This is a genomic window from Pseudoxanthobacter sp. M-2 (assembly GCF_046156265.1).
Lineage (GTDB): Bacteria > Pseudomonadota > Alphaproteobacteria > Rhizobiales > Segnochrobactraceae > CAMDHY01.
Genome location: NZ_JAWDIR010000048.1, coordinates 186,081 through 211,037 on the forward strand (window position 1 = coordinate 186,081; position 24,957 = coordinate 211,037).

The 24,957-nt window shown below is 71.9% G+C and carries 26 protein-coding genes and 1 tRNA gene; 15 read left to right on the top strand and 12 right to left on the bottom strand.

The genetic code is table 11. The annotated features are described in order from the left end of the window. Positions 1 to 86 precede the first annotated feature (86 nt). Together RUR49_RS26050 and metW are read left to right on the top strand one after the other, a co-directional pair. Entirely contained in the window at positions 87 to 1,271 is a 1,185-nt protein-coding gene (locus tag RUR49_RS26050; protein WP_409149625.1) for a homoserine O-acetyltransferase, read from the top strand. Positions 1,272 to 1,291: 20 nt separating this feature from the next. Further along, entirely contained in the window at positions 1,292 to 1,912 is a 621-nt protein-coding gene (gene metW / locus RUR49_RS26055; RefSeq protein ID WP_409149627.1) for a methionine biosynthesis protein MetW, read from the top strand. 12 nt (positions 1,913 to 1,924) lie between these two features. On the opposite strand, the gene RUR49_RS26060 is transcribed toward metW, so the two are convergent. Beyond that, entirely contained in the window at positions 1,925 to 2,692 is a 768-nt protein-coding gene (locus tag RUR49_RS26060; RefSeq protein WP_409149628.1) for a methyltransferase domain-containing protein, read from the bottom strand. A gap of 216 nt (positions 2,693 to 2,908) precedes the next feature. Between RUR49_RS26060 and RUR49_RS26065 the strand changes: the two genes are divergently transcribed. Then, a complete protein-coding gene (locus RUR49_RS26065) occupies positions 2,909 to 4,156 on the top strand; it encodes a winged helix-turn-helix domain-containing protein (protein WP_409149629.1) in 1,248 nt (415 codons plus the stop codon). Here the strand turns inward: RUR49_RS26065 and RUR49_RS26070 are convergent. Then, entirely contained in the window at positions 4,131 to 7,058 is a 2,928-nt protein-coding gene (locus RUR49_RS26070; protein WP_409149630.1) for a response regulator, read from the bottom strand. The two genes, RUR49_RS26065 and RUR49_RS26070, sit on opposite strands and share 26 nt — an antisense overlap. A 156-nt stretch (positions 7,059 to 7,214) precedes the next feature. On the opposite strand from RUR49_RS26070, the gene RUR49_RS26075 reads away from it, so the two are divergent. Continuing rightward, positions 7,215 to 7,958 carry a hypothetical protein gene (locus tag RUR49_RS26075; protein WP_409149632.1) on the top strand — a complete coding sequence of 248 codons (744 nt, stop codon included), beginning with the start codon at positions 7,215 to 7,217 and terminating at the stop codon, positions 7,956 to 7,958. Here the strand turns inward: RUR49_RS26075 and RUR49_RS26080 are convergent. Both RUR49_RS26080 and dksA read right to left on the bottom strand, forming a co-directional pair. Beyond that, the gene (locus RUR49_RS26080) at positions 7,936 to 8,952 is read right to left on the bottom strand and encodes a cytochrome-c peroxidase (protein WP_409149633.1); all 1,017 of its coding nucleotides are present in this window, start codon (positions 8,950 to 8,952) and stop codon (positions 7,936 to 7,938) included. The genes RUR49_RS26075 and RUR49_RS26080 overlap by 23 nt on opposite strands. Before the next feature lie 371 nt (positions 8,953 to 9,323). After that, on the bottom strand, positions 9,324 to 9,740 hold the full coding sequence (gene dksA, locus RUR49_RS26085) for an RNA polymerase-binding protein DksA (protein ID WP_409149635.1): 417 nt from the start codon (positions 9,738 to 9,740) through the stop codon (positions 9,324 to 9,326). Between the two features lie 219 nt (positions 9,741 to 9,959). On the opposite strand from dksA, the gene RUR49_RS26090 reads away from it, so the two are divergent. The 4 genes from RUR49_RS26090 to RUR49_RS26105 all read left to right on the top strand — a co-directional run bounded on the left by RUR49_RS26090 (position 9,960) and on the right by RUR49_RS26105 (position 13,637). After that, positions 9,960 to 10,976, top strand: coding sequence for a sulfotransferase family protein (locus tag RUR49_RS26090; protein ID WP_409149636.1), 1,017 nt, complete (start codon positions 9,960 to 9,962; stop codon positions 10,974 to 10,976). A 117-nt stretch (positions 10,977 to 11,093) separates the two neighbouring features. Further along, a complete protein-coding gene (locus RUR49_RS26095) occupies positions 11,094 to 11,951 on the top strand; it encodes an AAA family ATPase (RefSeq protein ID WP_409149638.1) in 858 nt (285 codons plus the stop codon). A 20-nt stretch (positions 11,952 to 11,971) separates the two neighbouring features. Further along, positions 11,972 to 12,967 (top strand): sulfotransferase family 2 domain-containing protein, encoded by a 996-nt coding sequence (locus RUR49_RS26100; protein WP_409149639.1) that lies wholly within the window; start codon positions 11,972 to 11,974, stop codon positions 12,965 to 12,967. Between the two features lie 124 nt (positions 12,968 to 13,091). Continuing rightward, positions 13,092 to 13,637: a SixA phosphatase family protein gene (locus tag RUR49_RS26105; protein WP_409149640.1), complete on the top strand. Its 546-nt coding sequence runs from the start codon at positions 13,092 to 13,094 to the stop codon at positions 13,635 to 13,637. Between the two features lie 13 nt (positions 13,638 to 13,650). On the opposite strand, the gene RUR49_RS26110 is transcribed toward RUR49_RS26105, so the two are convergent. Beyond that, positions 13,651 to 14,463: a sulfotransferase family 2 domain-containing protein gene (locus RUR49_RS26110; RefSeq protein ID WP_409149642.1), complete on the bottom strand. Its 813-nt coding sequence runs from the start codon at positions 14,461 to 14,463 to the stop codon at positions 13,651 to 13,653. Positions 14,464 to 14,631: 168 nt separating this feature from the next. On the opposite strand from RUR49_RS26110, the gene meaB reads away from it, so the two are divergent. The 3 genes from meaB (at position 14,632) to RUR49_RS26125 (ending at position 16,394) form a co-directional block, all read left to right on the top strand. Next, positions 14,632 to 15,630: a methylmalonyl Co-A mutase-associated GTPase MeaB gene (meaB, locus tag RUR49_RS26115; RefSeq protein WP_409149643.1), complete on the top strand. Its 999-nt coding sequence runs from the start codon at positions 14,632 to 14,634 to the stop codon at positions 15,628 to 15,630. A 63-nt stretch (positions 15,631 to 15,693) separates the two neighbouring features. Then, positions 15,694 to 15,978 (top strand): hypothetical protein, encoded by a 285-nt coding sequence (locus tag RUR49_RS26120; protein WP_409149645.1) that lies wholly within the window; start codon positions 15,694 to 15,696, stop codon positions 15,976 to 15,978. Continuing rightward, positions 15,975 to 16,394 (top strand): type II toxin-antitoxin system VapC family toxin, encoded by a 420-nt coding sequence (locus tag RUR49_RS26125; protein ID WP_409149647.1) that lies wholly within the window; start codon positions 15,975 to 15,977, stop codon positions 16,392 to 16,394. Before RUR49_RS26120 ends, RUR49_RS26125 begins: the two co-directional genes overlap by 4 nt. Before the next feature lie 4 nt (positions 16,395 to 16,398). Here RUR49_RS26125 and gatA read toward each other — a convergent pair whose 3' ends face one another. From gatA to RUR49_RS26140, 3 genes are all read right to left on the bottom strand, one after another. Then, the gene (gatA, locus tag RUR49_RS26130) at positions 16,399 to 17,877 is read right to left on the bottom strand and encodes an Asp-tRNA(Asn)/Glu-tRNA(Gln) amidotransferase subunit GatA (RefSeq protein ID WP_409149649.1); all 1,479 of its coding nucleotides are present in this window, start codon (positions 17,875 to 17,877) and stop codon (positions 16,399 to 16,401) included. A 10-nt stretch (positions 17,878 to 17,887) separates the two neighbouring features. Then, positions 17,888 to 18,175, bottom strand: a complete 288-nt coding sequence (gatC, locus tag RUR49_RS26135; protein ID WP_409149650.1) for an Asp-tRNA(Asn)/Glu-tRNA(Gln) amidotransferase subunit GatC — start codon at positions 18,173 to 18,175, stop codon at positions 17,888 to 17,890. Between the two features lie 89 nt (positions 18,176 to 18,264). Next, a complete protein-coding gene (locus RUR49_RS26140; protein WP_409149651.1) occupies positions 18,265 to 19,002 on the bottom strand; it encodes a metal-dependent hydrolase in 738 nt (245 codons plus the stop codon). Between the two features lie 264 nt (positions 19,003 to 19,266). On the opposite strand from RUR49_RS26140, the gene ruvX reads away from it, so the two are divergent. After that, positions 19,267 to 19,776: a Holliday junction resolvase RuvX gene (gene ruvX, locus RUR49_RS26145; RefSeq protein ID WP_409149653.1), complete on the top strand. Its 510-nt coding sequence runs from the start codon at positions 19,267 to 19,269 to the stop codon at positions 19,774 to 19,776. Next, positions 19,773 to 20,762 carry an adenosylcobinamide-phosphate synthase CbiB gene (gene cbiB / locus RUR49_RS26150; protein ID WP_409149655.1) on the top strand — a complete coding sequence of 330 codons (990 nt, stop codon included), beginning with the start codon at positions 19,773 to 19,775 and terminating at the stop codon, positions 20,760 to 20,762. Before ruvX ends, cbiB begins: the two co-directional genes overlap by 4 nt. On the opposite strand, the gene RUR49_RS26155 is transcribed toward cbiB, so the two are convergent. The 3 genes from RUR49_RS26155 to RUR49_RS26165 all read right to left on the bottom strand — a co-directional run bounded on the left by RUR49_RS26155 (position 20,720) and on the right by RUR49_RS26165 (position 23,564). Then, a complete protein-coding gene (locus RUR49_RS26155; protein WP_409149685.1) occupies positions 20,720 to 22,204 on the bottom strand; it encodes a cobyric acid synthase in 1,485 nt (494 codons plus the stop codon). The genes cbiB and RUR49_RS26155 overlap by 43 nt on opposite strands. A 26-nt stretch (positions 22,205 to 22,230) precedes the next feature. Further along, positions 22,231 to 22,797, bottom strand: coding sequence for a bifunctional adenosylcobinamide kinase/adenosylcobinamide-phosphate guanylyltransferase (gene cobU, locus RUR49_RS26160; protein WP_409149657.1), 567 nt, complete (start codon positions 22,795 to 22,797; stop codon positions 22,231 to 22,233). 458 nt (positions 22,798 to 23,255) lie between these two features. Beyond that, positions 23,256 to 23,564 (bottom strand): hypothetical protein, encoded by a 309-nt coding sequence (locus RUR49_RS26165; RefSeq protein WP_409149659.1) that lies wholly within the window; start codon positions 23,562 to 23,564, stop codon positions 23,256 to 23,258. A gap of 259 nt (positions 23,565 to 23,823) precedes the next feature. On the opposite strand from RUR49_RS26165, the gene RUR49_RS26170 reads away from it, so the two are divergent. Both RUR49_RS26170 and RUR49_RS26175 read left to right on the top strand, forming a co-directional pair. After that, a tRNA-Asn gene (locus RUR49_RS26170) sits at positions 23,824 to 23,898 on the top strand. A gap of 181 nt (positions 23,899 to 24,079) precedes the next feature. Then, complete coding sequence (locus RUR49_RS26175) at positions 24,080 to 24,298, top strand: hypothetical protein (protein ID WP_409149661.1); 219 nt, start codon at positions 24,080 to 24,082, stop codon at positions 24,296 to 24,298. Positions 24,299 to 24,734: 436 nt separating this feature from the next. On the opposite strand, the gene RUR49_RS26180 is transcribed toward RUR49_RS26175, so the two are convergent. Continuing rightward, positions 24,735 to 24,957, bottom strand: a 223-nt coding sequence (locus RUR49_RS26180) for a hypothetical protein (protein ID WP_409149663.1), incomplete at its 5' end; no start/stop codon positions are given.

A 24,957-nucleotide genomic window follows, 5' to 3' on the forward strand; every position in this document is an offset into this window, starting at 1 on the left:
GAAATCAAAGAAAACGTTGACAGTCACCCGGCCCGCTCCTACCGCGGAACGCGTTGTGGCAGGTGCGTGAAATGGCGGCGGGCGGCATGGACGGCGTGGACGACAGCGCGCGGCGGCGGGAGGCCGATGCACCGTCGAGCCCGGTGGCGCGCTTTTCCGCCGACGAGGCGCTGCCGCTCGACGCCGGCGTGTCGATCGGCCCCTGGCAGATCGCCTACCAGTCCTACGGCACCCTCAACGCCGACAAGTCGAACGCCATCCTGCTCTGCCATGCGCTGACCGGCGACCAGCACGCCGCCAACGACAGCCCGGTCACCGGCAAGCCCGGCTGGTGGACGACCCTGGTCGGCCCCGGCAAGCCGGTCGACACCGACCGCTTCTTCGTGATCTGCGCCAACGTGCTCGGCGGCTGCATGGGCACCACCGGGCCCGCCAACACCGATCCCGCCACCGGCCTGCCCTACGCGCTCGACCTGCCGCTCGTCACCATCGGCGACATGGTGCGGGCGCAGGCCCGCCTGATCGACCGGCTCGGCATCGAGACGCTGTTTGCCGTCGTCGGCGGCTCGATGGGCGGCATGCAGGTGCTCGACTGGGCGTCGCGCTACCCCGACCGCGTCTTCGCGGCGGTGCCGATCGCCACCGGCGCGCGGCACTCCTCGCAGAACATCGCCTTCCACGAGGTCGGCCGGCAGGCGATCATGGCCGACCCGGACTGGCGCGGCGGGCGCTACATTGCCGAGGGCCTCCGGCCCCGCAAGGGCCTCGCCGTCGCCCGCATGGCCGCCCACATCACCTACATGTCCGAGCAGGCGCTGCACCGGAAGTTCGGCCGCAACCTGCAGGACCGGCCGCAGATCTCCTTCGGCTTCGACGCCGACTTCCAGATCGAGAGCTACCTGCGCCACCAGGGCATGAGCTTCGTCGACCGCTTCGACGCCAACTCCTACCTCTACGTGACGCGGGCGATGGACTATTTCGACCTCGCCGCCGACCATGGCGGCGTGCTGGCGAAGGCGTTCGCCGGCTCGCGCACGCGCTTCTGCGTCGTCTCCTTCACCAGCGACTGGCTGTTCCCGACGCGCGAGAGCCGCACGGTGGTGCACGCGCTCAACGCCGCCGCGGCGAACGTCTCCTTCGTCGAGGTGGAGACCGACCGCGGCCACGACGCCTTTCTGCTCGACGAGCCGGAGCTGTTCCGCACCGTCCGCGGCTTCCTCACCGGCGCCGCCAACGCCCGCGGCATCGCCCCGCCGGCGGGCGCGGTCTGAGGCGACAAGGACCACTCCCCATGGCCATCGCCCCCCTCCCCGAACGCCGCGTCGATCTCGAGGTCGTCGCCGATCTCGTGCAGCCCGGCGCGCGGGTGCTCGACGTCGGCTGCGGCGACGGCGGGCTCCTGCATCTTCTGGCCGAGAAGCGCGGCGTCGACGGGCGCGGCATCGAGCTGTCGCAGCAGGGCGTCAACGAGTGCGTGGCGCGCGGGCTGTCGGTGATCCAGGGCGACGCCGACACCGACCTCGAGGACTATCCGGACGACAGTTTCGACTACGTCATCCTCAGCCAGACGCTGCAGGCCACGCGCGACCCCCGCCTCGTCATGGCGAACCTGTTGCGCATCGGCCGGCGGGCGATCGTGTCGTTCCCGAATTTCGGCCACTGGCGCATCCGCGCGAGCCTCGTGCTGCGCGGCCGCATGCCGGTGACGCAGAACCTGCCGCACGCCTGGTACGAGACGCCGAACATCCACTTCTGCACGATCCGCGACTTCCTCGCCCTCACCGAGGCCCTCGACGCCAAGGTCGAGCGCGCCGTGGCGCTGAACGGCAACGGCGCCCGCATCCCCTTCAATGCGCCGTGGGAGTTCTGGAACCTGTTCGGCGAGCAGGCGGTGTTCCTGCTGCGGCGCTGACGGCGCGTCCGCTCAGCCGCCGCCCAGGACGCCCGCGCCCGGCGGCAGCGGCTCGCGGCGCGCCACCGCGGCCGGCACGGGGACCAGCACCGGCACCCGCCGGGACTTCCGCTTCGCCGGGATGCCCATCCACATCCGCTTCTCGGCCTCCACCAGAAGAACCCCGCCGAAGGCCGGCCAGGCGCGCTTGCCGACGCGCTCCCACGCCCGCGCCGAGCTCATCAGGAAGCGGCGCGGCCAGGGCGGCAGAAACAAGGCCTCGTCCCAGGCGGCCGGCGAGAACAGCGCGTCCGAAAGCTGCCGGTCGAGCTGGCGGCGGCTGTAGGGGCGCCCCGTCCCGAACGGCGTCGTCTCGGCGCGTGCCCACAGGCCGGAGCGGTTGGGCACCACCGCGAGAATGCGTCCGCCGGGGGCGAGCACCCGCCAGAGTTCGCGCAGGAGCCGCTCCGGGTCCTCGGCGACCTCCAGCGCGTGCACGAGGAGGATGCGGTCGACGGCGGCGTCCGGCAGCGGCAGCTGGTCCTCGGCGGCGAGGCAGACGCGCTGGCGGCCGTCTCCCGGCCACGCCGTCACCCCGGTCGCCGCCGGCGCTACAGCCAGCACGCGCTCGGCCTCCGCCTGGAAGGGCTGCAGATAGGGGCCGGCGTAGCCGAGCCCGAGCACCCGCATGCCGCCGACGCGCGGCCACAGAGCCCCGAGCCGCGCACCGACGAGCTGGCGGGAGATGCGGCCGAGTGGCGTGTCGTAAAAGGCGATCAGGTCGGAGACGTCGAGGTGCATCGGCGGTTCCGTGGCGCAGCGCGCGCGGCGCCGGCGCAGTCTAGCCCGAGCGTGCGACGGAGAGACACCCCGCGCCGCGACCGGATGGCGATCGAACCTTCAGTTGCTTTTGGGCCGGGTTTGGGAGAGGTGCCTGGGGACGGCAGCGATTTGGGCTGGCGGATCGGTGAGATCCTCTGCTTCGATGCCGGCGATGCGCGCGCAAGTTCCGCCCCGATGACCGAGACGATCGCGCTTCCCGCCGCCCGCCGCATCGCGCTGGCGGCGCAGGGGTTCGGCCAGCCGCGCCCGGACGCCGTCCTCGACCGGCGGCACCTGAAGCGCGTGCTCGGCCATGTCGGGCTCATCCAGATCGATTCGGTGAGCGTCGTCGCCCGCGCCCACTACATGCCGCTGTTCTCGCGGCTTGGTGCCTACCCGCGGCCGCTCCTCGACGACGCCGCCTGGTCGCGCCGCAAGCTCCTGTTCGAGTACTGGGCGCACGAGGCCTCGCTATTGCCGCTCGAGACGCAGCCCTTGATGCGCTGGCGGATGGCACGGGCCGAGGCCGGCCACGGCATCTATGGCGGCCTTGCTCGCTTCGGCGCCGAACGGCGCGGCTTCATTGACACGGTGCTGGCCGCCGTCCGCGACCGCGGGCCGATCGCCGCCTCCGACTTCGAGGGCGAGACGTGGGCAGGCGACAAGGGTGCGGGCGGCTGGTGGGGGTGGAGCGAGTGCAAGCGCGCGCTCGAATGGCTGTTCTGGGCCGGCCTCGTCACCACCGCGACGCGGCGCGGCTTCGAGCGGCTCTACGACCTGCCGGAGCGGGTGCTGCCAGCCGCGGTGCTGGCGACGCCGACGCCGCCCGAGGCGGACGCCCACCGCGCGCTGCTGTCGATCGCAGCCCGGGCGCTGGGCATCGCCACCGCGAGCGACCTGCGCGACTATTTCCGCCTGTCGCCGGACGACGTGAAGCCGCGGCTGCCGGAGCTCGTCGAAGCCGGCGAACTCGTGCCCGTCACCGTCCCCGGCTGGACGCAGACGGCCTATCTCCACACCGAGGCCCGCCGCCCCCGGCGCATCGCCGCCCGCGCCTTGCTGTCGCCGTTCGATCCGCTGGTCTGGGAGCGCGGCCGCGCCGAGCGGCTGTTCGGCTTCCACTACCGCATCGAGATCTACACGCCGGCGGAGAAGCGGGTGCACGGCTACTATGTGCTGCCCTTCCTGCTCGGCGACCGGCTGGTGGCGCGCGTCGACCTCAAGGCCGACAAGGCGACCGGGCAGTTGCGCGTGCTCGCCGCCTTCGCCGAGCCGCACGCCCCCGCCGACACGGCGACGGAACTCGCTGCCGAACTGGCGACGATGGCCGGCTGGCTCGGGCTCGAGGGTGTGGCGGTGGCGGCGAAAGGCGATCTCGCGCCGGCGCTCGCCGCAGCGGTCGCGGCCACGGGTCCGCTCAGCGGACCGGCGGCGGCTCGCTGAGGGCGGCCTTCACGGCGGTGGCGAGCTGCTTCAGCGTGAACGGCTTCGGCAGGAAGCTGAAGCTCTCGTTGTCCGGCAGGTTGCGGGCGAACGCATCCTCGGCATAGCCGGAGACGAAGACGATCTTCAGGTCCGGCCGCGTCTTGCGCAGCTCGCGCAAGAGCGTCGGGCCGTCCATCTCCGGCATGACGACGTCGGAGACGACGAGGTCCACCCGTCCGCCTGTCTCCACCATGATTCGCAACGCCTCGGCGCCGCTCGCCGCCTGGTGGACGGTGTAGCCGCGCGAGGTCAGCGCGCGGGCGGCGAAGGCACGCACCGCCTCCTCGTCCTCGACGAGCAGGATCGAGGCGGTACCGGTGAGGTCGGTCGCCGGCGGCGGCGCGGCGGACGGCGAGGCGGCGGGCGGCCGCGGTGCAGGCTCCCGATCGGCGGGGGTGGCCCCAAAGCCGTCGGCCGCTGCGCCGCGCTGAGCCTGCCGCTCAGGCGCCGTCTGCCGATCGACGGGGTGCGGGGGATCCAGCGGAGCAGCTGCCAGTGTTTCGGTGCGAGCACGCACCGTCTCGGCCGGAGCCTCTGCCGCTGCCTCCTCCGCAACCGGCGCCTCGGACATCGCGTCAAACGACCGGCGCGAGGTCACGATCGACTGCTGCGGCGGCACCGGTGTCCGCGGCGGCCGCGGCGGCGCGAACTCCGCCTCGTCCCGCGCCGTCTCGCGCCCGCCGCCGAACGCCTCGGCAAGGCGGCGGGCGCCGGTGGCGTCGGCGACGGTGCGCGGCGCCTCGACCGGGCGCACCACTTCCGCGGCAGCGCGCGGGAACAGCACGCGGAACGTGGTGCCGGCGCCCTGGGTGCTCTCGACCGCGATCGCCCCGCCGGACTGCTTGACGATGCCGTAGACGGTAGACAGCCCGAGGCCGGTGCCCTTGCCGACGTCCTTCGTCGTGAAGAACGGCTCGAAGATCTTGGCGCGCACCTCCGGCGACATGCCGGTGCCGGTGTCGGCGATCTCGATCATCACATAGTCGCCCGGCGCCAGCCCCTCCTGGCCGCCCTCCGAGGCGATGCGGAGAGCGTCGGCCGACGGCACGTTGGCGGTGCGCACCAGCAGGCGCCCGCCCTCCGGCATGGCGTCGCGGGCGTTGACCGCGAGGTTCAGCATCACCTGGTTCAGCTGGTTGACGTCGGCCATCACCGGCCAGAGGTCGCGGCCGTGGATGACCTTCAGCTCCACCGTCTCGCCGAGCAGGCGGCCGAGCAGAATGTTGAGGTCGGCGAGCACGTCGTTGATGACCACCCGCTCCGGCCGGAGCGTCTGCTGCCGCGAGAACGCCAGCAGTTGCCCGACCAGGCCGGCGGCCCGGTTGGCGTTCTGCTTGATGTTCATGATGTCCTGGAAGAACGGGTCGTTCGGCCGGTGGCTCTGCAGCAGCAGGTCGGAGAAGCCGATGATCGCCGTCAGCATGTTGTTGAAGTCGTGGGCGACTCCGCCGGCGAGCTGGCCGATCGCCTGCATCTTCTGGCTCTGGGCGAACTGCTGCTCGAGCGCCCGCTGCTCGGTGGTGTCGAGGGCGTAGACGATCGCCGCCTCGTCGTCGCCGGAGGGCTGCGCATCCTGCACGGCCGAGAGGTAGAACCGCACGCTGCGGTCGGCGCGGTCGGCGAGGGTCGCCTCTACCGGGGCGATGGTGCTCTGGCCGGCGATCGCCTCGCCGAGCGCCTCGGCCAGACGGGCGCGGTCGCGCTCGGCGACGGAGGAGATCAGCAGCGGCCGCGGCTCGCCCGGCGAGCGCCGCACGAAGGCGCCGAACAGCCGGGCGAAGGGGGCGTTGGAGCGGCCGATGCGGCCGTCGCGGTCGACCGAGGCGATGGCGAGCGGCGTGTTGTTGAAGAAGCGCGAGAAGCGCACCTCCGCCGCCCGGAGCGATTCGGAGGTGTCCTCGCCGGCGGCGCGTGACAGCACCAGCGTCCGCGAATCCCCCGCCGCGCCCTGGGCTCCGAAGCCGACGCGGTGCAGGAGCCGCACCGGCAGCGCCTGGCCATCGCGGCGGACGAGGTCGACCTCCACCGTCTCGGTGCGGGTGTCGCCGGGGCGGCCGGTGAGGCCGGTGAGCAGCGCCGTGCCGTCACCCCCGACGATGTCGCGCAGGCCGATGTGGCCGGGATCGACGGCGGCGAGGTCGTAGCCGAGCCACTCGGCGAGCGTGGCGTTGAGGTAGACGATGCGCCCGGCCGGGTCGGCCGAGAAGAAGCCCGCCGGGGCGTGGTCGAGGAAATCGATAGCGTTCTGCAGGTCGAGGAAGCTCGTCTCTTGCTCGCGCCGTTCGGAGGTGACGTCGGCGATCCGCCAGATGCGGCGCTCGCCGCCGAGCGGGCGCACCGACATGCGGTACCAGCGCGCCCCGCCGCCGGGGCGGCCGATCGGGTGCGTGAGGCGCACCTCCTCCTCGACGATGGTGCCCTCCTGCGCCGCCTTGGCGAGGCGGAACAGCGTCTCGGACGCCTCGGGAATGCCGGCGAGCAGCCGCTCGGGTCCGGCGACATCGCCGCGGCCCTCGAGGTCGGCGTCGGCGAGCACCCTGTAGGCGCTGTTGGCGAGCAGGCTGTCGCCATTGGCGCTGGCGACCAGCACCGCCTCTGGCAGGGCGTCGAGGATGGAGGAATCGATCGCCTCGTCGCCGCCGTGCGCCTCGCCGAAGCGCATCAGGCCGGCGACCAGCGCCAGCACGGCGAAGACGCCGACGACGGCCAGCGCTCCCAGCACGTAGACGAGGTAGGCCTCGATCTCGCCCGGCGACAGCACGGCGAGCGCGCCCGTCCCGACCGCCAGAAGCACGGCGAGTAGCACTGCCAGCAGTCCGCCGCCCCGCCCTCTCCGTCTGCCGCGCCGGGTGTCGACCACCTGCCCCTCCCGAGCCCGCCGTCACATACGGGCGCGGAGTGCGCGCGCGGACCGTCGGCGTCGGCACGCCGCTGAAGGTCGCGTTCCGCAACCCCGTTTCGTAATGCCCGACGCGGCGTTTACAATCCCTTATCTTCCACCTGCAAGGGGACCCGCATGACGGTCTGGCTTCAAGACGCCCTCGGTCTCGACCCCTTGCTCGCTCGCGGGTTGCAACTCGTCCTCGCCTTCGCCTTCGTCGTCGCGGCGATCTTCGTCGTCTTCGCGGTGCTCAGAAAGCGGGCGCGCGGGCGCGACGCCGGTCCACGCACGCCGCAGCGCCGGCTCGGGCTCGTCGAGGCGCTCAGCGTCGACGACACCCGGCGGCTAGTGCTGGTGCGGCGCGACGGCGTCGAGCACCTGCTGCTGATCGGCGGGCCGAGCGACGTCGTCGTCGAGACGGCGATCAACCGCGCGGCGGCACGCCCCGCCGCTGCCCCCGCCACTCCGCGACCGCCAGTGGCCGCCGATGTACCGCCACAGGTCGCCCCGGAGCCGCCCATCGCGGCCGCCCCGCCCGCTCCCGTCGCGCGCCAGCCGGACCCGCCGCCCGCCGCGCCGCCGCCGGGCCCGCCGGTCACTGTGGCGCCGAGGCCACCGGAGCCGGCTGCGCCCGCCTACGCGCCGCCGGTACCGGCCGCTTCCGAACCCGCCCCCTTGCGGCTTTCGCCGGAACGGCCGACCCCACCCGCGCCGCGGCCGGCGGCCTCCCTCGACGTTCGACCGGTGCGGCCCTCGGCACCGGCGGTCGAACCGGCCACGGCGCCGCGGCCGCCCGTGCGCGATGCACCGGTGCCGCGCCTCGACCGCGATGCCGATCCGCGACCGACGGACGGGGTCATTCGGCCGGAGCGGCGCTGACCGGAACCGTCGGCGTCTCGCCCAGCGCCTCGAGGAACGCCACGAGGTCGGCGACATCGCCCTCGTCGACCGCGAACGGAATGATCAGCGGCGACAGCCCCGCGTGGGCAGCGCCGCCCGCCGCGTAGTAGCGCACGACGTCGGCGAGGGTGCGGATCGAGCCGTCGTGCATGTAGGGGGGCGTGCGCGCCACCGCGCGCAGGCCGGGCGTGCGCACGCGGAACCGGTCGACCGCCGCGCCGGTGACGGCGATGCGGCCCTGCGAGGGGCGCACACCGTCGGGGAACGGCCGTCGCATTCGGCGCGCCGCGATGCCGGTGTCGTGGAAGCGCCCGTCCCGGAAGTCGCCGTCGACGAGGTGGCACGCCGAACAGCCGGCCCTGCCGCGAAAGAGCGTGAGGCCGCGCCGGGCGGCGGGCGACAGGGCCGCCGGATCACCTGCCTGGAAGCGGTCGAAGGGAGAGGGTTCCGGCGTCAGGGATCGCAGATAGGCGCCGAGCGCCGCGACGACGCGCGCTTCCGTCGGGCCACCGCCGAAGGCCGCCTCGAAGTCTGAAACGGTCGCCCGATCCGCCGCCAGCCGCGCGGCGACCGCGGCGAGCGACGGGTTCGCCATCTCGTTTGCGGCGAGCAGCGGCACCGCGATCTGTGCTGCGAGCGTCGGCGCCGCCCCGTCGTGGCGGAACGGTCCGCGGCGGGCGAGACCGAGGAGGCTTGGCGCATTGGTGGCTAGCAGCTTGCCGTCCCGTCCGCGCTGCCGCGCGACGCCCGGCTCGGCGAAGGCGGCATCCGGCCGGTGGCAGGACGCGCACGAAAAGCGGCCGTCTGGCGACAGCCGGGGATCGGAGAACAGCGCCGCACCGAGGGCGACGACTGCCGGCGAAGCGCCGGACGCGTCGATCCTTGCGGACGCGGCGATCTCGCCGGCCGCATCGATCTCGGCGGCCGATGGCGCCGGGCCGGGCACCGGAGCGAGGCACATCGCCAGAGCCACGCACAGGATCGGAGTGAGCGGGCGACCGAGACGCCGTGCGAGATCCCGAACCAGCGCTCGAACGCGAATCAGGCTCGGGCGTGGGCCCCGGACGCGTCCGGAACAGCCGGCACGTGCGAGTGCACCAGTGTCGATTGGCCCGGCGGTCAAGGGTGGTGGTGGGCTCACCGTGGCACCCCGATGATCGCCCGCGGGGCGCCGGCGACGTGTCGACCCGGCGTTTGGGGCCGGGCGCCGCAACAGTGCCGGCACGGGCCGCCCGGAGTCCATGGGGCCGCATGCGGGCGACGCACACGGGGCACCCGTCGCGCCCTCCGCCGGCGCGGCCCAGTCCCTCGTGCGCCCCGGCCGTCGAGGCCGGCGCGGTGGCCCTAGTCGTCGCGGTAGACGCGCTCGCGTCGCTCGTGGCGCTCCTGCGCCTCGATCGACAGGGTCGCGATCGGCCGCGCATCCAGCCGCTTCAGGGAGATCGGGTCGCCGGTCTCCTCGCAGTAGCCGTAGCTTCCATCTTCCAGCCGCTTCAGCGCCGCATCGATCTTGGCGATCAGCTTGCGCTGGCGATCTCGCGCCCGAAGCTCGATGGCGCGGTCCGTTTCCGACGATGCACGATCTGCAAGATCGGGGTGGTTCTGGCTCTCTTCCTGCAAATGGTTGAGCGTTTCACGGCTCTCCCGAAGGATTTCGTCTTTCCATGCGAGCAGCTTCTTGCGGAAATACTCCCGTTGGCGCTCGTTCATGAAAGCTTCATGGTCGGAAGGACGGTAGTCCTCGTCGATGTCAACCGCCATGGTGCTCCTCGACTCCGCCTCGTGGCGCCGCCCTTATAGCGATGCGCCCCCGCCGGGACAACGGCCTGTGGTGATCGCGTTTGCCCGGCTCGTTCGCGACTGGCATTCGGCCGGACGATACAGGCCGGGCCGTCGCCCGCCGCTCGCCTCGACACGCCGCAGAGCCTGGTTTAGGGAAGCGCAGGCCCCGCGACGGCGGGCTCCTCACGACAGGGCGTCATGGACCGACCTCCTCCCCGCATCGCCGTCGTCGTCCTCGGAATGCACCGGAGCGGCACGTCGGCGCTGACGCGGGCCTTGTCGCTCGCCGGCCTCGCCCTGCCCCCGGACACCGGTCGCGTCTGGGAATCGCGCACGATCATCGGCATCGACAACCGCATCCTCACCCGTTTCGGCCTCGACTGGTTCGCGCCGGGAGAGGTGCCCGCCGAGCGCCTCGTCGGCCCGGAGTTCGCCGACCTGCGCCGGGAGGCGGTGACGGCGCTCGGCACGCTGTTCGGGCCCTCCGGCCATTTCATCGTCAAGGAGCCGCGGATGGCGCGCCTCGTCCCGTTCTGGGACCTCGCGCTGCGCGAGTTCGGCGCCGAGCCGCGCTACGTGCTGGCCGTGCGCAGTCCGTCCGACGTCGCGAGTTCGCTCGCCGCCCGCAACGACATGGACGCGGCGACTGCGCTCACCCTGTGGACCGACCACGTCGCTGCGGCGGAGCGCGACACGCGCGGGCGCCCGCGCGCCGTCTCCGACTACGGCATGCTGCTGCGCGACAAGTCGCGCGAGGTCGAACGCCTAGTCGCGGCGCTGGCGCTGCCGCTTCCCGCTCTCGGCGCGGCCGAGCGCGCGGAGATCGACGCGTTCGTCAGCGACGACGGCGACCACGTCCGCTCGGACCCGCGGGAGGTGCTGGCGACCGGCGTCGCCTCGGTGGCGGCAGCGGTGCTCTATGCCCGCATGACCGGTGACCCCGGCTCGGAGGCCGCGGTGCGCACTCTCGCCGGGCACCTCGACCGCTGTGCGGCCATCCCGGCGATGGCGGCCCTCGGCCCGGACGCGCCGCAGCCGCTGGCCGCACCGCGCCCCCTCAGGACCGGCCGCCGGCAGAAGGCCGAGGGTAGCGAGGCACCGGCAGGGCGCCGGAAGCGTCGCGACCGGACGGCGGCGGCGTCCGGCCGCGGCTGGCCGGCCGGCCTGATGGCGACCGTCGGCCGCCTGTTCGGCTTCGGGCGAAAGTCCCGCTAAAAGCAAGAAAGTCCCGCTAGAGAAGACCGCGGCGCCCGTCGGGCGTCGCACCGCAGCCGGACCGCCACGGTGGCCCGGCGCCCGAGCGCCCGACCGGACGAAGCCGCGAGCCCGCCCATGACGTTTCGTAGTTCCAAGTCTTATGTCGCCACCGACGACCTCAGGGTCGCCGTCAACGCCGCGATCACGCTGGAACGGCCGCTGCTGGTGAAGGGCGAGCCCGGCACCGGCAAGACGGTGCTCGCCCGCGAGGTTGCGAGCGCCCTCGGGGCGCCGCTGATCGAGTGGCACGTCAAGTCGACCACGCGCGCCCAGCAGGGCCTCTACGAGTACGACGCCGTGGCGCGCCTGCGCGACGGCCAGCTCGGCGACCCGCGCGTCTCCGACATCGCCAACTACATCCGCAAGGGCAAGCTGTGGGAGGCGTTCGAGGCCCCCGTGCGCCCGGTCCTCCTCATCGACGAGATCGACAAGGCCGACATCGAGTTCCCGAACGACCTCCTGCAGGAGCTCGATCGCATGGAGTTCCACGTCTACGAAACCGGCGAGACGGTGCGGGCGGCGGTCCGGCCGGTGGTCTTCATCACCTCCAACAACGAGAAGGAGCTGCCGGACGCCTTCCTGCGCCGCTGCTTCTTCCACTACATCCGCTTCCCCGACCCGGAGACGATGCAGGCGATCGTCGACGTCCACTTCCCCGGACTGAAGAAGCGGCTTTTGTCGGAGGCGCTCGCCGTCTTCTACGACCTGCGCGAGGTGCCGGGCCTGAAGAAGAAGCCGTCCACCTCGGAATTCCTCGACTGGCTGCGCCTGCTCGTCGCCGAGGACGTGTCGCCGGAGACGCTCCGGGCCCGCGACCCGCGCAAGCTCATCCCGCCCCTCGCCGGCGCCCTCGTCAAGAACGAGCAGGACGTCCACGTGCTCGAGCGTCTCGCCTTCATCGCCGGCCGCGACGGGGGGCGTACCGACCGCTGAGTGCGGCCGGGCGGACCCGAATGCTGCGCGACATCGTCTTCCTGCACGTTCCGAAGACCGGCGGCAGCGCCGTGCGCACCGCCCTCGTCCGCGGCTGTGGCGACCGGCGCGTGCTCTACGACTACGGGGCCGAGGAGAAGCAGACGACGCCGGCCCTGCGCGACGCCCTCTATCGTGACGGCTTCACCGGTGACGGCGTCGGCCTGCGCCGCCACTTCGGCGACCGTCGCGGCCTGCTGCTGATCGGCCACTTCCACGCCGACAAATACTGGGACGCCTTCCACCCGGACTCGTTCGTCACCTTCCTGCGCGATCCGATCGACCGGCTGATCTCCGAGTACAACCACTATGTCGAGCGCTACGGCGCCGAGCTCGAGCTCGAGGCGTTCATCGAGACGACGCGCTTCAGCCGCCACGTCTCCGACCTCTTCCGCGGCGTCGACCCGGCCGAGTTCGGCTTCGTCGGCTTCACCGACACCTTCGAGGACGACCTGCGGGCCTTGTCGGAAAAGGTCGGCCACCCGCTGTCCGCTTTGCGCGAGAACGAGGGCACCTACGCGCCCGGCCTGCGCGAGAAGGCGGAGGACCCGGTGTTCCGCAAGCAGGTCCGCCGCTTCGTCTCCGTCGACCACGCGGTCTACCGGCGCCTGCGCAACCGTTACGACAAGCTGCGCGCCCGCCGGCTCGCCGGCCTTGCCGAGGCAGAGGGCTACCGCGGCCGGGTGCGGCTCGCGCCGGGCGGCCGCCTCGTCGGCTATGCCGTGCATCGCGCCGTCGAGGCGATCCTCGAACTCGAGGTCCACGCCGGCGGCCGCCTGGTCACCCGCGTCCAGGCCGACCGCTTCCGGCCGTGGCTGAAGTCGAGCGGGCGGAGCCGCTCCGGCGTCGCCGGCTTCGACGTGCCGCTGCGCCGGCTCCTGCTCGCCGCCGGCCGCCCGTTCCTGCCGGCCACCGCCTCGGTACGCATCGCCGGCACCGACATCGAGCTGCCCGGCTCGCCGGTGCGGCTGCGATGACCGCGCACAGGCGTGCCGCCGGCGCCGTGGACTGGACAGCGCCGGCGCCGGCTGCGACCGTGCGCCCGCCCGAGCGTCTGACCAGGCGATTCCGGCCGATCGTCGCTTTTCTGGGAGGGCGCGCATGCCGCGGCTGATGCTTCTGCGCCACGCCAAGTCGTCGTGGGACGCGGCCGGGGTGAAGGACTTCGACCGGCCGCTCAACGCCCGCGGCCGCCACGCCGCGCCGCTGATGGGCCGCCACATGGCCGCCCACGCTCTCCTGCCGGACCGCATCGTCTGCTCGACCGCTCGCCGCACGCGTGAGACCCTCTCCGGCCTGATGGCGCATTTCGACAACGACCTCGACATCCGCATGACCCGCGATCTCTACGAGAGCGGCCGCGGCGACTATCTCGACGTCATCCGCGCCTATGGCGCCACCGCCCGCCAACTGCTCGTCATCGGCCACAATCCGGCGATGCAGGAGGTCGCGGTCGACCTCGTCGGCGCCGGCAACCCCGTGCTGATCGAGGCGATCGCCGCCGACTATCCGACGGCGGCGCTGGCCGTCATCGACTTCCCCGAGAAGAAGTGGTCGGAGATCGCCCCGCGCGGCGGGCGGATCGTCGCCTTCTTCCGCCCGCGCGAGCTGGAAGTGGTCGACCCCGACGGCAGCGTCGACGAGTGAGGACGCCGGCCGCTCAGATGTGGTCGCGGTAGGCCTCGAGGTCGATCCGGTAGATTTTCGAAAGCCGCGCCCGCGCCTCCTCGGTGAGGAGCGTTTCGGTCGGCGGCCAGAAGGCGCGCCCGCGCGCCGCATCCGCCGACATCTTCTGCTCGTAGGCCGGCTCGTCCGAGGCGGCGACCATCGGCTTGCGCGGCGCCTCGGTGCGGTGCAGCCAGTCGAGGGCGGAGAAGTCGGTCGGCGCCATGCCCATCTCGCGCTCCAGCCGGTTCAGCTCGGTGAACAGGTCCTGGCGGGTGATGTTGATGACGTCGGTCGCCGGGAAGCGCCGCTCGATCGGCTGCATCTGCTGGCGATGGTGGGTGTTGGTGGTGGCGATGTCCTCGCTCTCCAGATAGTCGAGGAACTCCCGGAAGGAGAACTTCGCATCCTCGGCGAGGTCGCGCTGCAGGAACGCGGCAATGCCCTCGTCGGCATATCCTGTGCCGACGGCGTGGCGGAAGGACGAGACGGCGCGGTCATAGGGATCGCGGATGACGCGGATGCGCCGCATGTCCTTGAAGCCGGCGGCGAGCGCGCGGTGGAACGCCTCGGAGCGGTTGTAGACCTCGAGCCGGTAGCGGTGCGGCCAGGAGCTGTGGGCCCGCGCTTCCTCGCCGAAGCCGGAGACGTGCAGGAACCAGATCAGCGTCGTCGTGCAGGCCGATTTCGGCGACCAGTAGACGACGAAGCGGCCCTTGGGGTCGATCAGCGGCTTCGGGCCGCCATTGCGCAGCTTGCGCGACTTTACCGCCGCCTTCGGCCGCACCGCGTCCGCGAGCCAACCCACCAGCCCCCGCCGTTCTGTCCGCACCGGGGGAACGCTTCCCATCGCCTCGCCTCGCCGACACTCTTCAAACCGCGCGCCCGGCGCCGGCGGCGCGTTGCGCCGTCCCGGCTGACAGCCGCATCGCCCCGTGCTACCGCCCCTTCGCCTCCGCCGCAATATGGAGCCGCGATGCCCCTGCCCGCCCCCGGCGACGTCGCCGCCATCGCCGAGGCGCTCCGCCGCGGCGAGCGCGCCGTCTTGGCGCGCGCCATCACGCTGGTCGAATCACGCAAGGCCGAGCACCGCCGCACCGCCCGGGCGCTCCTGCAGGCCGTGCTGCCGGCGACCGGCGGCGCCGTCCGGCTCGGCCTCACCGGACCGCCCGGCGTCGGCAAGTCGACGACCCTCGACGCCCTCGGCACCATGCTCACCGGCCGCGGCCACCGCGTCGCCGTGCTCGCCATCGACCCGTCCTCCACCCGCACCGGCGGCTCGATCCTCGGCGACAAGACGCGCATGGCCCGCCTCTCGCTCGACCGCGCAGCCTATGTCCGCCCCTCCCCCTCCGGCGGCAGTCTCGGCGGCGTCGCGGCGCGCACGCGGGAGGCGATGCTCCTCTGCGAGGCCGCCGGCTTCGACGTCGTCATCGTTGAGACGGTCGGCACCGGCCAGTCGGAGACCGCGGTAGCCGAGATGGTCGACACCTTCGCCGTGCTGCTGTTGCCGGGCGCTGGCGACGAGCTGCAGGGCATCAAGAAGGGTGTCCTCGAGATCGCCGACGTGCTCGCCGTCAACAAGGCCGACGGCGAGAACCGGGCGCGTGCAGGCCTCGCCGCCGCGGAACTGCGCGCCGCCCTGCAGATCCTCGGACGCCACGATCCGGTCTGGACGCCCGCCGTCGTCACCGTCTCCGGCCTGACGGGCGAGGGGCTGGAAGACTTCTGGAGCCAGGTGCTGCTGCACCGCGAGCGGATGACGGCCTCCGGCCGCCTCGCCGAGACGCGGGCGCGCCAGCAGGTCGCCTGGATGTGGGCGATGATCCGCGAGCGCTTCGAGGCCGGCCTGCGCGACAACCCGGCACTGGCGGAGCGGCTGCCGGAGCTCGAGGCCGACGTCCGCGAGGGCCGGCTGGCCGCCAGCGTCGCCGCCGACGAGGTGGCCGAGCGGCTCGGGCTGGGCGAGGTTTGACGCCGCCGTGAGTACCAACTACATTTCCGGAAATATTTCCGGACATCGCGCGGAGTGGTGACCATGCCTTCGAAACCGGCGACTCATCTCGCGTCCCACAGGCAACGCCTGAAGGAGCGCGGCATCGTCCGGGTGGAGGTTCGGGTTGGTCGGGACGACGAAGCGCTGGTCAAGCGCGTGGCCGCCGCGCTGAACGACCCAGAACGACAAGAGTCCGCACGTTCGGCCCTGAAGCGTGCGCTTGCACCTGCCCCGACGGTCGACTTGAAGGCCCTGCTCGCCTCGGTGTCGCTGGAAGGCGTGGACCTGCGGCGCGACAAGGATCTGCCCCGCGACGTCGACCTGTGAGCTACCTGCTCGACACCAACGTCCTTTCCGAGCTCCGCAAGGGAGCGCACATAAACCCTGCCGTCTCGGCCTGGTATGCGACGATCGACGCGAACAGCATCTACCTCAGCGTGCTTGTGACGGCGGAAATTAGACGCGGCATCGAAGGCTTGCGCCGACGCGAGCCTGAGCGGGCCACGACCCTCGACGAATGGCTGGAAGCCGTGATCGAGGGCTTCGCGGATCGAATTCTTCCGATCGACGCGGCGGTCGCGGAACGATGGGCCTATCTGACGGCAGGGAGAAGCTTCCCCGTCGTCGATGCCCTGCTGGCCGCGACAGCCGACGTCCACCGGCTCGTTCTGGTCACGCGCAACCGAGCCGACGTCGCCGACCTCGGCGTGGCCGTCCTCAATCCGTTCGAACCGGCAGCCTAGCCCCTCACCGCCACCACGCCTTCGGCGTGAACCGGCCAGCCGCCTTCTCCACCGCGCCGGCGAGCGAGAACAGTGTCGTCTCGTCGAAGGGGCGGCCGATCAGCTGCAGGCCGAGCGGCAGGCCGTCGCCCGACAGGCCGGCCGGCACCGAGATGCCCGGCAGGCCGGCCATGTTCACCGTCACGGTGAAGACGTCCTGCAGGTACATCTCCACCGGTGAGGCATTCGCCTTCGAGCCGACCGGGAAGGCCGGCGAGGGCGTGGTCGGCGTCAGCACCGCGTCGACGACGCCGTCGAAGACCTGGTCGAAGTCGCGCTTGATCAGCGTCCGCACCTTCTGGGCGCGGGAATAGTAGGCGTCGTAGTAGCCGGCCGACAGCACGTAGGTGCCGATCAGGATGCGGCGGCGCACCTCGGCGCCGAAGCCGGCGGCGCGCGTCTTCTCGTAGAGCCCGACGATGTCGTCGGCGCCGACGCGCAAGCCGTAGCGCACGCCGTCATAACGGGCGAGGTTCGACGACGCCTCGGCCGGGGCGACGATGTAGTAGGCCGGCAACGCCGTGCGGGTGTGCGGCAGCGAGATGTCGACGAGCTCGCAGCCGGCGTCGACCAGCCACGCCTTGCCGCGTTCCCACAGCGCCTCGACCTCCGCCGGCATGCCCTCGACGCGGTACTCCCGGGGGATGCCGATGCGCAGGCCCCTGACGCTCGCGCCGACCGCGGCCGCGTAGTCCGGAACCGGCGCGTCGACGCAGGTGGAATCCTTCGGATCGAAGCCCGCCATGGCGCCCAGCATCACGGCGGCGTCGCGGACGTCGCGGGCGATCGGGCCGGCCTGGTCGAGCGAGGAGGCGAAGGCGACGATGCCCCAGCGCGAGCAGCGTCCGTAGGTCGGCTTGATGCCGACCGTGCCGGTCAGTGCCGCCGGCTGGCGGATCGAGCCGCCGGTGTCGGTGGCGGTGGCGGCGGCGCAGAGGTTGGCGGCAACGGCCGCGGCCGAGCCGCCGGATGAGCCCCCCGGCACCAGGGGAGTCTCGTCCCCGGACCGGCGCCACGGATTGATCACCGGCCCGAAGGCCGAGGTCTCGTTCGACGAGCCCATGGCGAACTCGTCGCAGTTGAGCTTGCCGAGCAGCACCGCGCCGGCCTTCCAGAGGTTCTCCGTCACCGTCGATTCGTAGGGCGGCACGAACGAGCCGAGGATGCGCGAGCACGCGGTGGTGCGCACGCCGTCGGTGCAGAACAGGTCCTTGACGCCGATCGGGATGCCTTCGAGCGGCCCCGCCTCGCCGCGCGAAAGCCGCACGTCGGCCTCCGCCGCCTGGGCGCGGGCGTGCTCGGGGGTCTCGAGGACGTATGAATTGAGGCCGCGGGCGGCCTCCATTTCCGACAGGTAGGCCTCGGCCAGCTCGCGGGCGGTGAACTCGCGGCGCGTCAGCCCGGCGTGGGCGTCGGCGATCGAAAGGGCGGTGAGCTCGGTCATCGGTGCGCCCTCACTCGACCACTTTGGGAACGAGGAAATAGCCGTCGTCGCTCGCCGGCGCGTTCGCCAGCACCGCCTTGGCGTTCTCGCCGTCGGTGACGACGTCGGGGCGGGTGCGGAGTGTCATCGCCACCACCGAGGTCATCGGCTCGACGCCCTCGACGTCGATGGCGGCGAGTTCCTCGACGAAGCCGAGGATGGCGTTGAGCTCGCCCGTGAGCCGGTTCGCCTCCTCCTGCGTCACCGCGATGCGGGCGAGGTGGGCGACCTTGGTGACGGTGGCGGCATCGACCGACATGGGCGAAGGGTCTCCGGGCGATCTCGTGCGCGGCGGCGCGGCGGGCGCCCGGCTATAGCACCCGCCGCGCGCCGTTCACAACGCGCCGATCACGCCACCGGGCCGCCGTTCGCCTCACGCCCCGCCAGCGGATCGAACGGCACGCCGCGCTCCGGCACGACGACGAGGGCGCGCGAGTTCATCGACATCTCGTTGACGAAGGCCTCGGCGTCCGGGGCGATGATCGGGAACGAGCCGTAGTGGCACGGGATCACCGCCTTGAACGAGAAGAAGCGCTGGCAGGCGAAGGCCGCCGTCTTGGCGCCCATGGTGAAGCGGTCGCCGATCGGCACGATGCCGATGTCGGGGCGGTGCAGCTCGTCGATCAGCTTCATGTCGCTGAACACGTCGGTGTCGCCCATGTGCAGCAGCGTCGGCTCGCCCGGCGCCTTCAGCACCACGCCGAGCGGGTTGCCGAGATAGATCGAGCGGCCCTCGCGCACCGTTCCCGACGAGTGCAGGGCCGGGGTGAAGGTGGTCGTGAAGGAGCCGCACGGCACCGTGCCGCCGGTATTGCCGGGGTTGAACTTCTCCACACCCTGGCTCGCCAGCCACATGCAGATCTCGAAGTTGGCGACGAGTTCGGCGCCGGTCGCCTGCAGGATCGCCAGCGAATCGCCGACATGGTCGTCGTGGCCGTGCGTCAGCACGACGTGGGTACACCCCTCCGAGGCCGCCTCCACCGAGCCCTCGAAGGCCGGGTTGCCGGTCAGGAACGGATCGATCAGCACCACCGCATCGGCGATCTCGACGCGGAAGGCGGAATGGCCGAACCAGGTGATCTTCATGGGCAATCTCCTCGTGGAGCGGGCCTCCGGCGGGGATGCGGCCGGAAGCAGCCGGCCGCAGCGGAGGCGCGAGACGCACCGGCGTGTCTTAGGGCCGGTTCATTGCAAGTCGACGATGGCCGATGGCATCGGCCGTCAGGGGGTCTGGGAGCGGGTCAGCAAGTGCGTGTCGCCGCCTCCGAAGCGGCGGCAGTATAGGCAGACGGAGCCGCGCCTCAACCGTTGCGCCTCGCCGCCGGTTCCCGGCCGTGTTACGCACCGCCGATGGCCGATGATCCAACGCTCTCCCTCGCCGACCTGCTCGCCCGCCTCGCGCCCGGCGCGCGGCTGTTCGGCATCGATCTCGGCACCAAGACGATCGGCCTCGCCCTCTCCGACGTCGGCCGCCGCATCGCCTCGCCGCTGGAGACGATCAAGCGGACGAAGTTCGGCAAGGATGCCGAGACGATGCTGGCGCTCGCCACCCGCCACGGCGTCGGCGGCCTGGTCATCGGGCTTCCCCTCAACATGGACGGCAGCGAGGGGCCGCGGGTGCAGTCGACGCGCGCCTTCGTGCGCAACCTCACCCCCCTCACGCCCCTGCCGATGGTCTACTGGGACGAGCGGCTGTCGACCGCCGCCGTCACCCGTACGCTGATCGAGGCCGACCGCTCGCGGGCGCGCCGCGCCGAGCTCGTCGACAAGCTCGCCGCCACCTACATCCTGCAGGGCGCGCTGGACCGCATGACGATGATGGCGCGCGCCGACGAGACGCAGCGCGCCACCCCCCCGTGAGCCTCGCGGCGGCGACGGCGGCCGTGGTGGCGGCACTCGCCGTCGACGCCGTCGTCGGCGACCCGCCGGCTTTGTGGCGCCGCCTGCCGCATCCGGTGGTGCTGTTCGGCCGCCTGATCGCCACCCTCGACCGCCGCCTGAACGATCCCCGCCAGAGCGACCGCGCCCGCCGGCTGTGCGGCGTCGTGGCACTGTTCGCCCTCGTCGCCGTGGCGGTCGGCGTCGGCCTCGCGATCGAGGCGGTCGTGCAGCTGCTGCCGGCGCCGGCCGGCTTCGCCATCACCGCGGTGCTCGCCGCCGTGCTGATCGCCCAGAAGAGCCTCGACCAGCACGTCGCCCGTGTCCGCGACGCCCTCGCCACCGGCGATCTCGCCGCCTCCCGCGAGGCGGTCTCGCACATCGTCGGCCGCGACCCGCAGGCGCTCGACGAGAGCGGTGTCGCCCGCGCCGCCATCGAGACGGCGGCGGAGAACTTCGCCGACGGCGTCGTGGCGCCCGCCTTCTGGCTGGCGATCGGCGGCCTGCCGGGGCTTCTGGCCTACAAGGCGGTCAACACCGCCGATTCGATGATCGGCCACCTCGACGATCGCCACCGCGCCTTCGGTTGGGCGTCGGCCCGCTTCGACGACCTCGTCAACTTGATCCCGGCCCGCCTCTCCGGCGTGCTCACCGCTCTCGCCGCACCGATCGCCGGCGGCCGCATCGGCACGGCGCTGTCCGTGATGGCCCGCGACGCCCGCGGCCACGCCTCGCCGAACGCCGGCTGGCCGGAGGCGGCAATGGCCGGCGCGCTCGGCATCGCCCTCCTCGGCCCGACCGTCTACGACGGCGAGACGGACCAGAAGCCGTGGCTGAACTTCGAAGGCCGCCACGCCCTCGAGGCCGCCGACGTCACCCGCTCGCTCCGGGTCTTCCGCCTCGCCTGCGGGCTGCACGCCCTCGCTTATGGTGCGATCGCCGCCGTGGCGCTGGCGCTGTCGGTCTGACGCTCGCGGGCGATCGACAGCAGCCGCTCCGTGTCGACGTGTTCAGCCAGATGGTCGGCGAGGGCGTCGAGCGTCGCCTCGATGCCGGCCTCGTAGGAGAGTTCCGACGGCACGCCGAGGCGGGCAAGGAAGGCGGCCCGCACGTCATCGCCGGCGAACGCCCCGTGCAGATAGGTGCCGGCGACCAGCCCGTCCGCCGACGTCGCCCCATCCGGCCGGCCGGCGAGCATCGCAAAGGGGCGCGCACAGTCCGGCCCGTCCGTCCGGCCGAGATGGATCTCGTAGCCCGTCACCGGCAGCCCGCTCGCCACCTCCACGCCCGAGGCCGGCCGCGTCACCTTGTCGGCGGTCAGCACCGTGTCGACCGCGAGCAGGCCGAGGCCCGCCACCACGCCAGGCGGCCCCTCGATGCCGTCCGGGTCGGCGATCGAGCGGCCGAGCATCTGGTAGCCGCCGCACAAGCCCAGCACCCGCCCGCCGCGGCGCACGTGCGCGGCCAGATCGACGTCCCAGCCCTCGGCCCTGAGCACCGCGAGATCGGCGATCGTCGCCTTCGAACCCGGCAGCACGACGAGCGCCGCATCGCCCGGCAGCGGCGACCCGCGCGGCACGAACACCACGTCGACCGCCGGCTCCTGCTTCAAGGGGTCGAGGTCGTCGAAGTTGGCAATCCGCGGCAGCATCGGCACCGCCACGCGGATGCGCGCTCCGTCCTTCGCGGGCGCGGCGCTCGACAGCGCCACCGCGTCCTCCGCCGGCAGCCGGTGGGCGGCGGCAAACCACGGCACCAGCCCGAGCGACGGCCAGCCGGTGTGCTCCGTCACGATGCTGAGCCCGTCGTCGAACAATCGCGGATCGCCGCGAAACCGGTTCACCAGGAAGCCGCGGATCATCGCCGCGTCCGCCGCCTCGATGACCGCCTTCGTGCCGACGAGGCTGGCGATGACGCCGCCGCGGTCGATGTCGCCGACGAGCACCACCGGCACCCCGGCGGCGCGGGCAAAGCCCATGTTGGCGATGTCGCCGGCGCGCAGGTTCACCTCGGCCGGGCTGCCCGCCCCCTCGACGATGACGAGGTCGGCCTCCGCCGACAGCCGCGCGAAGCTGTCGAGCACCGCCGGCATCAGCGATGGCTTCATCGCCTGGTAGGCGCTCGCCGCCGCGGTGGCGTGGCGGCGGCCCTGCACGATCACCTGCGACCCGCGCTCGCTCTCGGGCTTCAGGAGCACCGGGTTCATGTGGACGCTGGGCGCGACCCCGCAGGCGCGCGCCTGCAGCGCCTGGGCGCGGCCGATCTCGCCGCCGTCCTGGGTGGCGGCGGCGTTGTTCGACATGTTCTGCGGCTTGAACGGCCGCACCGTCAGCCCGGCGCGGGTAAAATGGCGGCAGAGGCCGGCCACCAGCAGCGACTTGCCGACATCCGAGCCGGTGCCCTGCAGCATCACGGCGGCGGCCGGCGGGCGCTCGCTCACAGGGCGATCTCGACCACCGGCGCCGGCTTCAGCCTGACCGGGCAGCCGGCGGCGACGAGCACGACGTCGCTCGCAGCCGAGGCGATGCGCTGATTGAGCCTTCCTTGAGCGTCGCGGAAGGAGCGGCCGAGCGCCGTCTCCGGCACGATCGCGAGGCCGACCTCGTTCGACACCATCACCACCGGCCCCGGCAGGTCGCGCAGCGTCGCGATCAGCCGCGTCGTCTCCGCCTCGACGTCGCGCTCGGCGAACACGAGGTTCGACAGCCACAGTGTCAGGCAGTCGACGAGCACGGCCCGGTCGGGGCCGGACTGGCGGCGCAAGGTGGCGGCGAGCTCGAGCGGCTCCTCGAGCGTCAGCCAGTCGGGGCCGCGCTGGGCGCGGTGGCGGGCGATGCGCTCGGCCATCTCGCCATCGCCGGCGGTGGCGGTCGCGAGATAGACCGGCCGCCGACCGCTGACCATGATCAGCCGCTCGGCGAAATCGCTCTTGCCGGAGCGCGCGCCGCCGAGCACCAGCACGACGGGCGAGGTCGGGAAGGTTGGGCGCGACGCATCGATCATGGCGGCGGGGCCTGCGGAACGGGAGCACGGGCGACGGGAATCGTCGCGGGGCGCCCGTTATCGCGCGCCGCCGCCCCCGTGTCAGCCTCGCGCCACTCGCCACGGCCTCCCGCGCCCTTGCTCCCCCCTCCCTCGGGGTCATTCCCGGCCTTGTGCCGGGAACCCATGCGGGGCCGCCGCACAGTCGGCGCTGATGGCGAGCGGTGGGTTGCGCGGCTCCCCTCTCCTCACGCTGCCGTGCACATCACGCCTCAAACGCGCTTGCCCGCCCCTCCCTCGAGGTCATTCCCGGCCTTGTGCCGGGAACCCACGCGAGGCTGCCGCACAGGCGGCTCCCATGGCGAGGGGTGAGCGCGCGGCGAAGAATGGGTTCCCGGCACAAGGCCGGGAATGACTCCGGAAGCGGAAAAGGGGTGTCACAAATCGGGAAGGCCGGGCGGAGCCACCGCTCCGTCCCGTCAGTCCGGCCGCGCGGCGGGACCGGGATCGGCCGGCCCCGGCTGCGGGGCGCCCGTGGCGGTTGCAGCGCGGGCCGCGGCGCGGGCCTGCTGCCGCCGCGCCCACCACACCGCCGCACGCCGGCGCTGCCGGCGCACGATCGCGAGGTCGACCGACAGCACGAGCAGCCCGAGCGGCAGCATCCAGAAGCCGACGATCGGCAGGAAGCCGAACAGCCCGCCGACGATCAGCGCGCTGCCGAGCGCGATCCGCGCCGCCCGCGACGCGGGCAGCGGCATCCGTCGGCTTCCGAAACGCAGATCGGCCATCGAGGCTCCTCGTCGAGATGCGGGGCGTCGTCCAGACTGCGGGCGGTGTCCCCGTGCGACCCTCCGTCGCCGCCCCCGAGATGGGCCGCCGGTCGGGCGAGGACAAGGCGCCACCGGCTCGGGGCTCGGGGCCGCAGTGGTGCGGACCGGCTGCAACGCCGACTCCGCCCGGATCGTTCCGTCGGCGGCTCCCGCATCGCGGGGCTGTACATTCCGGTTCGGCATTGCTATAGCCCGCGCCGGCTGTACGAGCGCCTGTTCCCCGGTAGCTCAGTGGTAGAGCAACCGGCTGTTAACCGGTTGGTCGCTGGTTCGAATCCGGCCCGGGGAGCCAACACTTCCAAGCACTTACCGGAAGTCTCGACGAAGCCAAATCAGCGTGATGTACGGTATATGTACGGGTTGCCGCTCGGCTTCCGCGACGTGCGCACATCTCAACTCTAGCGATGACTTGCCCTCCCCACGCTCTGCGGTAGCATAACGGGTGCCGCGATGGCGTTGGTTGAGGGAATGCCATGGATGAGAGGGTGGATGACCCGCGGGTGGTGCGCGTTGCAGAGGCCATGGTTCGCGCCAGGCACGGAGCGCACAACGCGAAAGTGATCATGCCAAAGGAGGAAGCACCGCCGCGGCACGGGGTGATCTATCAAAAGCACCCACCCCACCCTGAGTGGCGCGTTGCGCTGACGGAGGCCCGTGTTTTCGTTGCCGCGCTGGACGCCGCCCAAGGCTGACCGATCAAAATCCAGCCATCCACATTGCGAAACGGCGCCGGCCGGCGTCCCTACTCCCGGCCGGCCGAAACGCGCGCCACGGGTCTCCTGTGAGTCTGGACAGGGGCGGCGGCGGCATCTGGAACGCTTCGTCCCGTTTGTCTGCGATGCGGAGCGCACCGCATCCCGTCATATTGCGCCCAGGCCTGCCCGGGCCGGAGGCGGGCGCGCCGGTCTCGCCTCCCCCCTGAGACTGGGGCGCCCGCCTTTCTGCTCCGGCGTCTGCAGACAAAAGCGCTTGATAGGTTGACACAAACAGGCACACTTGCCCTCAAGCGGCAAATGGCTTTGGGTTGCCCATTCAAGATGCTCAAGTCCTTCGTTTGGCTGACCTAGGAGAAAATCTGATTTACCTTGGTGCTCACAGCCACTGGGGATTCTACAGATATAGCTGAGTCTATGCAAGATTTTGGCAGCTTCCATGTTTGAATAGACGGGGAAGAAAGATGATATATTTTCTTGCAGTCATCCCATTGCTACTTATATTGCTTGTTGTATGTCTTCTTGCAGATTTCTTGATTTGGTTGATTGCAGGAGCCGTGACGATTTTTGTTTTGTTTATAGTTTGGCTGGCGATCGGAACAGAGGGGTTTGTATTCCTCATTTCGTTGGTTGTGAGA

Excerpts from the sequence above, each read along its gene's own strand:
- dksA (WP_409149635.1), bottom strand. The coding sequence starts at position 9,740 with ATGGCGGTTGACATCGACGAGGACTACCGTCCTTCCGACCATGAAGCT.
- RUR49_RS26065 (WP_409149629.1), top strand. The coding sequence starts at position 2,909 with ATGACCGAGACGATCGCGCTTCCCGCCGCCCGCCGCATCGCGCTGGCG.
- meaB (WP_409149643.1), top strand. The coding sequence starts at position 14,632 with ATGCCCCTGCCCGCCCCCGGCGACGTCGCCGCCATCGCCGAGGCGCTC.
- RUR49_RS26120 (WP_409149645.1), top strand. The coding sequence starts at position 15,694 with ATGCCTTCGAAACCGGCGACTCATCTCGCGTCCCACAGGCAACGCCTG.
- gatA (WP_409149649.1), bottom strand. The coding sequence starts at position 17,877 with ATGACCGAGCTCACCGCCCTTTCGATCGCCGACGCCCACGCCGGGCTG.
- metW (WP_409149627.1), top strand. The coding sequence starts at position 1,292 with ATGGCCATCGCCCCCCTCCCCGAACGCCGCGTCGATCTCGAGGTCGTC.
- RUR49_RS26090 (WP_409149636.1), top strand. The coding sequence starts at position 9,960 with ATGGACCGACCTCCTCCCCGCATCGCCGTCGTCGTCCTCGGAATGCAC.
- RUR49_RS26075 (WP_409149632.1), top strand. The coding sequence starts at position 7,215 with ATGACGGTCTGGCTTCAAGACGCCCTCGGTCTCGACCCCTTGCTCGCT.
- RUR49_RS26100 (WP_409149639.1), top strand. The coding sequence starts at position 11,972 with ATGCTGCGCGACATCGTCTTCCTGCACGTTCCGAAGACCGGCGGCAGC.
- RUR49_RS26175 (WP_409149661.1), top strand. The coding sequence starts at position 24,080 with ATGGATGAGAGGGTGGATGACCCGCGGGTGGTGCGCGTTGCAGAGGCC.
- gatC (WP_409149650.1), bottom strand. The coding sequence starts at position 18,175 with ATGTCGGTCGATGCCGCCACCGTCACCAAGGTCGCCCACCTCGCCCGC.
- RUR49_RS26095 (WP_409149638.1), top strand. The coding sequence starts at position 11,094 with ATGACGTTTCGTAGTTCCAAGTCTTATGTCGCCACCGACGACCTCAGG.
- RUR49_RS26060 (WP_409149628.1), bottom strand. The coding sequence starts at position 2,692 with ATGCACCTCGACGTCTCCGACCTGATCGCCTTTTACGACACGCCACTC.
- RUR49_RS26105 (WP_409149640.1), top strand. The coding sequence starts at position 13,092 with ATGCCGCGGCTGATGCTTCTGCGCCACGCCAAGTCGTCGTGGGACGCG.
- ruvX (WP_409149653.1), top strand. The coding sequence starts at position 19,267 with ATGGCCGATGATCCAACGCTCTCCCTCGCCGACCTGCTCGCCCGCCTC.
- RUR49_RS26140 (WP_409149651.1), bottom strand. The coding sequence starts at position 19,002 with ATGAAGATCACCTGGTTCGGCCATTCCGCCTTCCGCGTCGAGATCGCC.
- RUR49_RS26155 (WP_409149685.1), bottom strand. The coding sequence starts at position 22,204 with ATGCTGCAGGGCACCGGCTCGGATGTCGGCAAGTCGCTGCTGGTGGCC.
- RUR49_RS26050 (WP_409149625.1), top strand. The coding sequence starts at position 87 with ATGGACGGCGTGGACGACAGCGCGCGGCGGCGGGAGGCCGATGCACCG.
- cobU (WP_409149657.1), bottom strand. The coding sequence starts at position 22,797 with ATGATCGATGCGTCGCGCCCAACCTTCCCGACCTCGCCCGTCGTGCTG.
- RUR49_RS26165 (WP_409149659.1), bottom strand. The coding sequence starts at position 23,564 with ATGGCCGATCTGCGTTTCGGAAGCCGACGGATGCCGCTGCCCGCGTCG.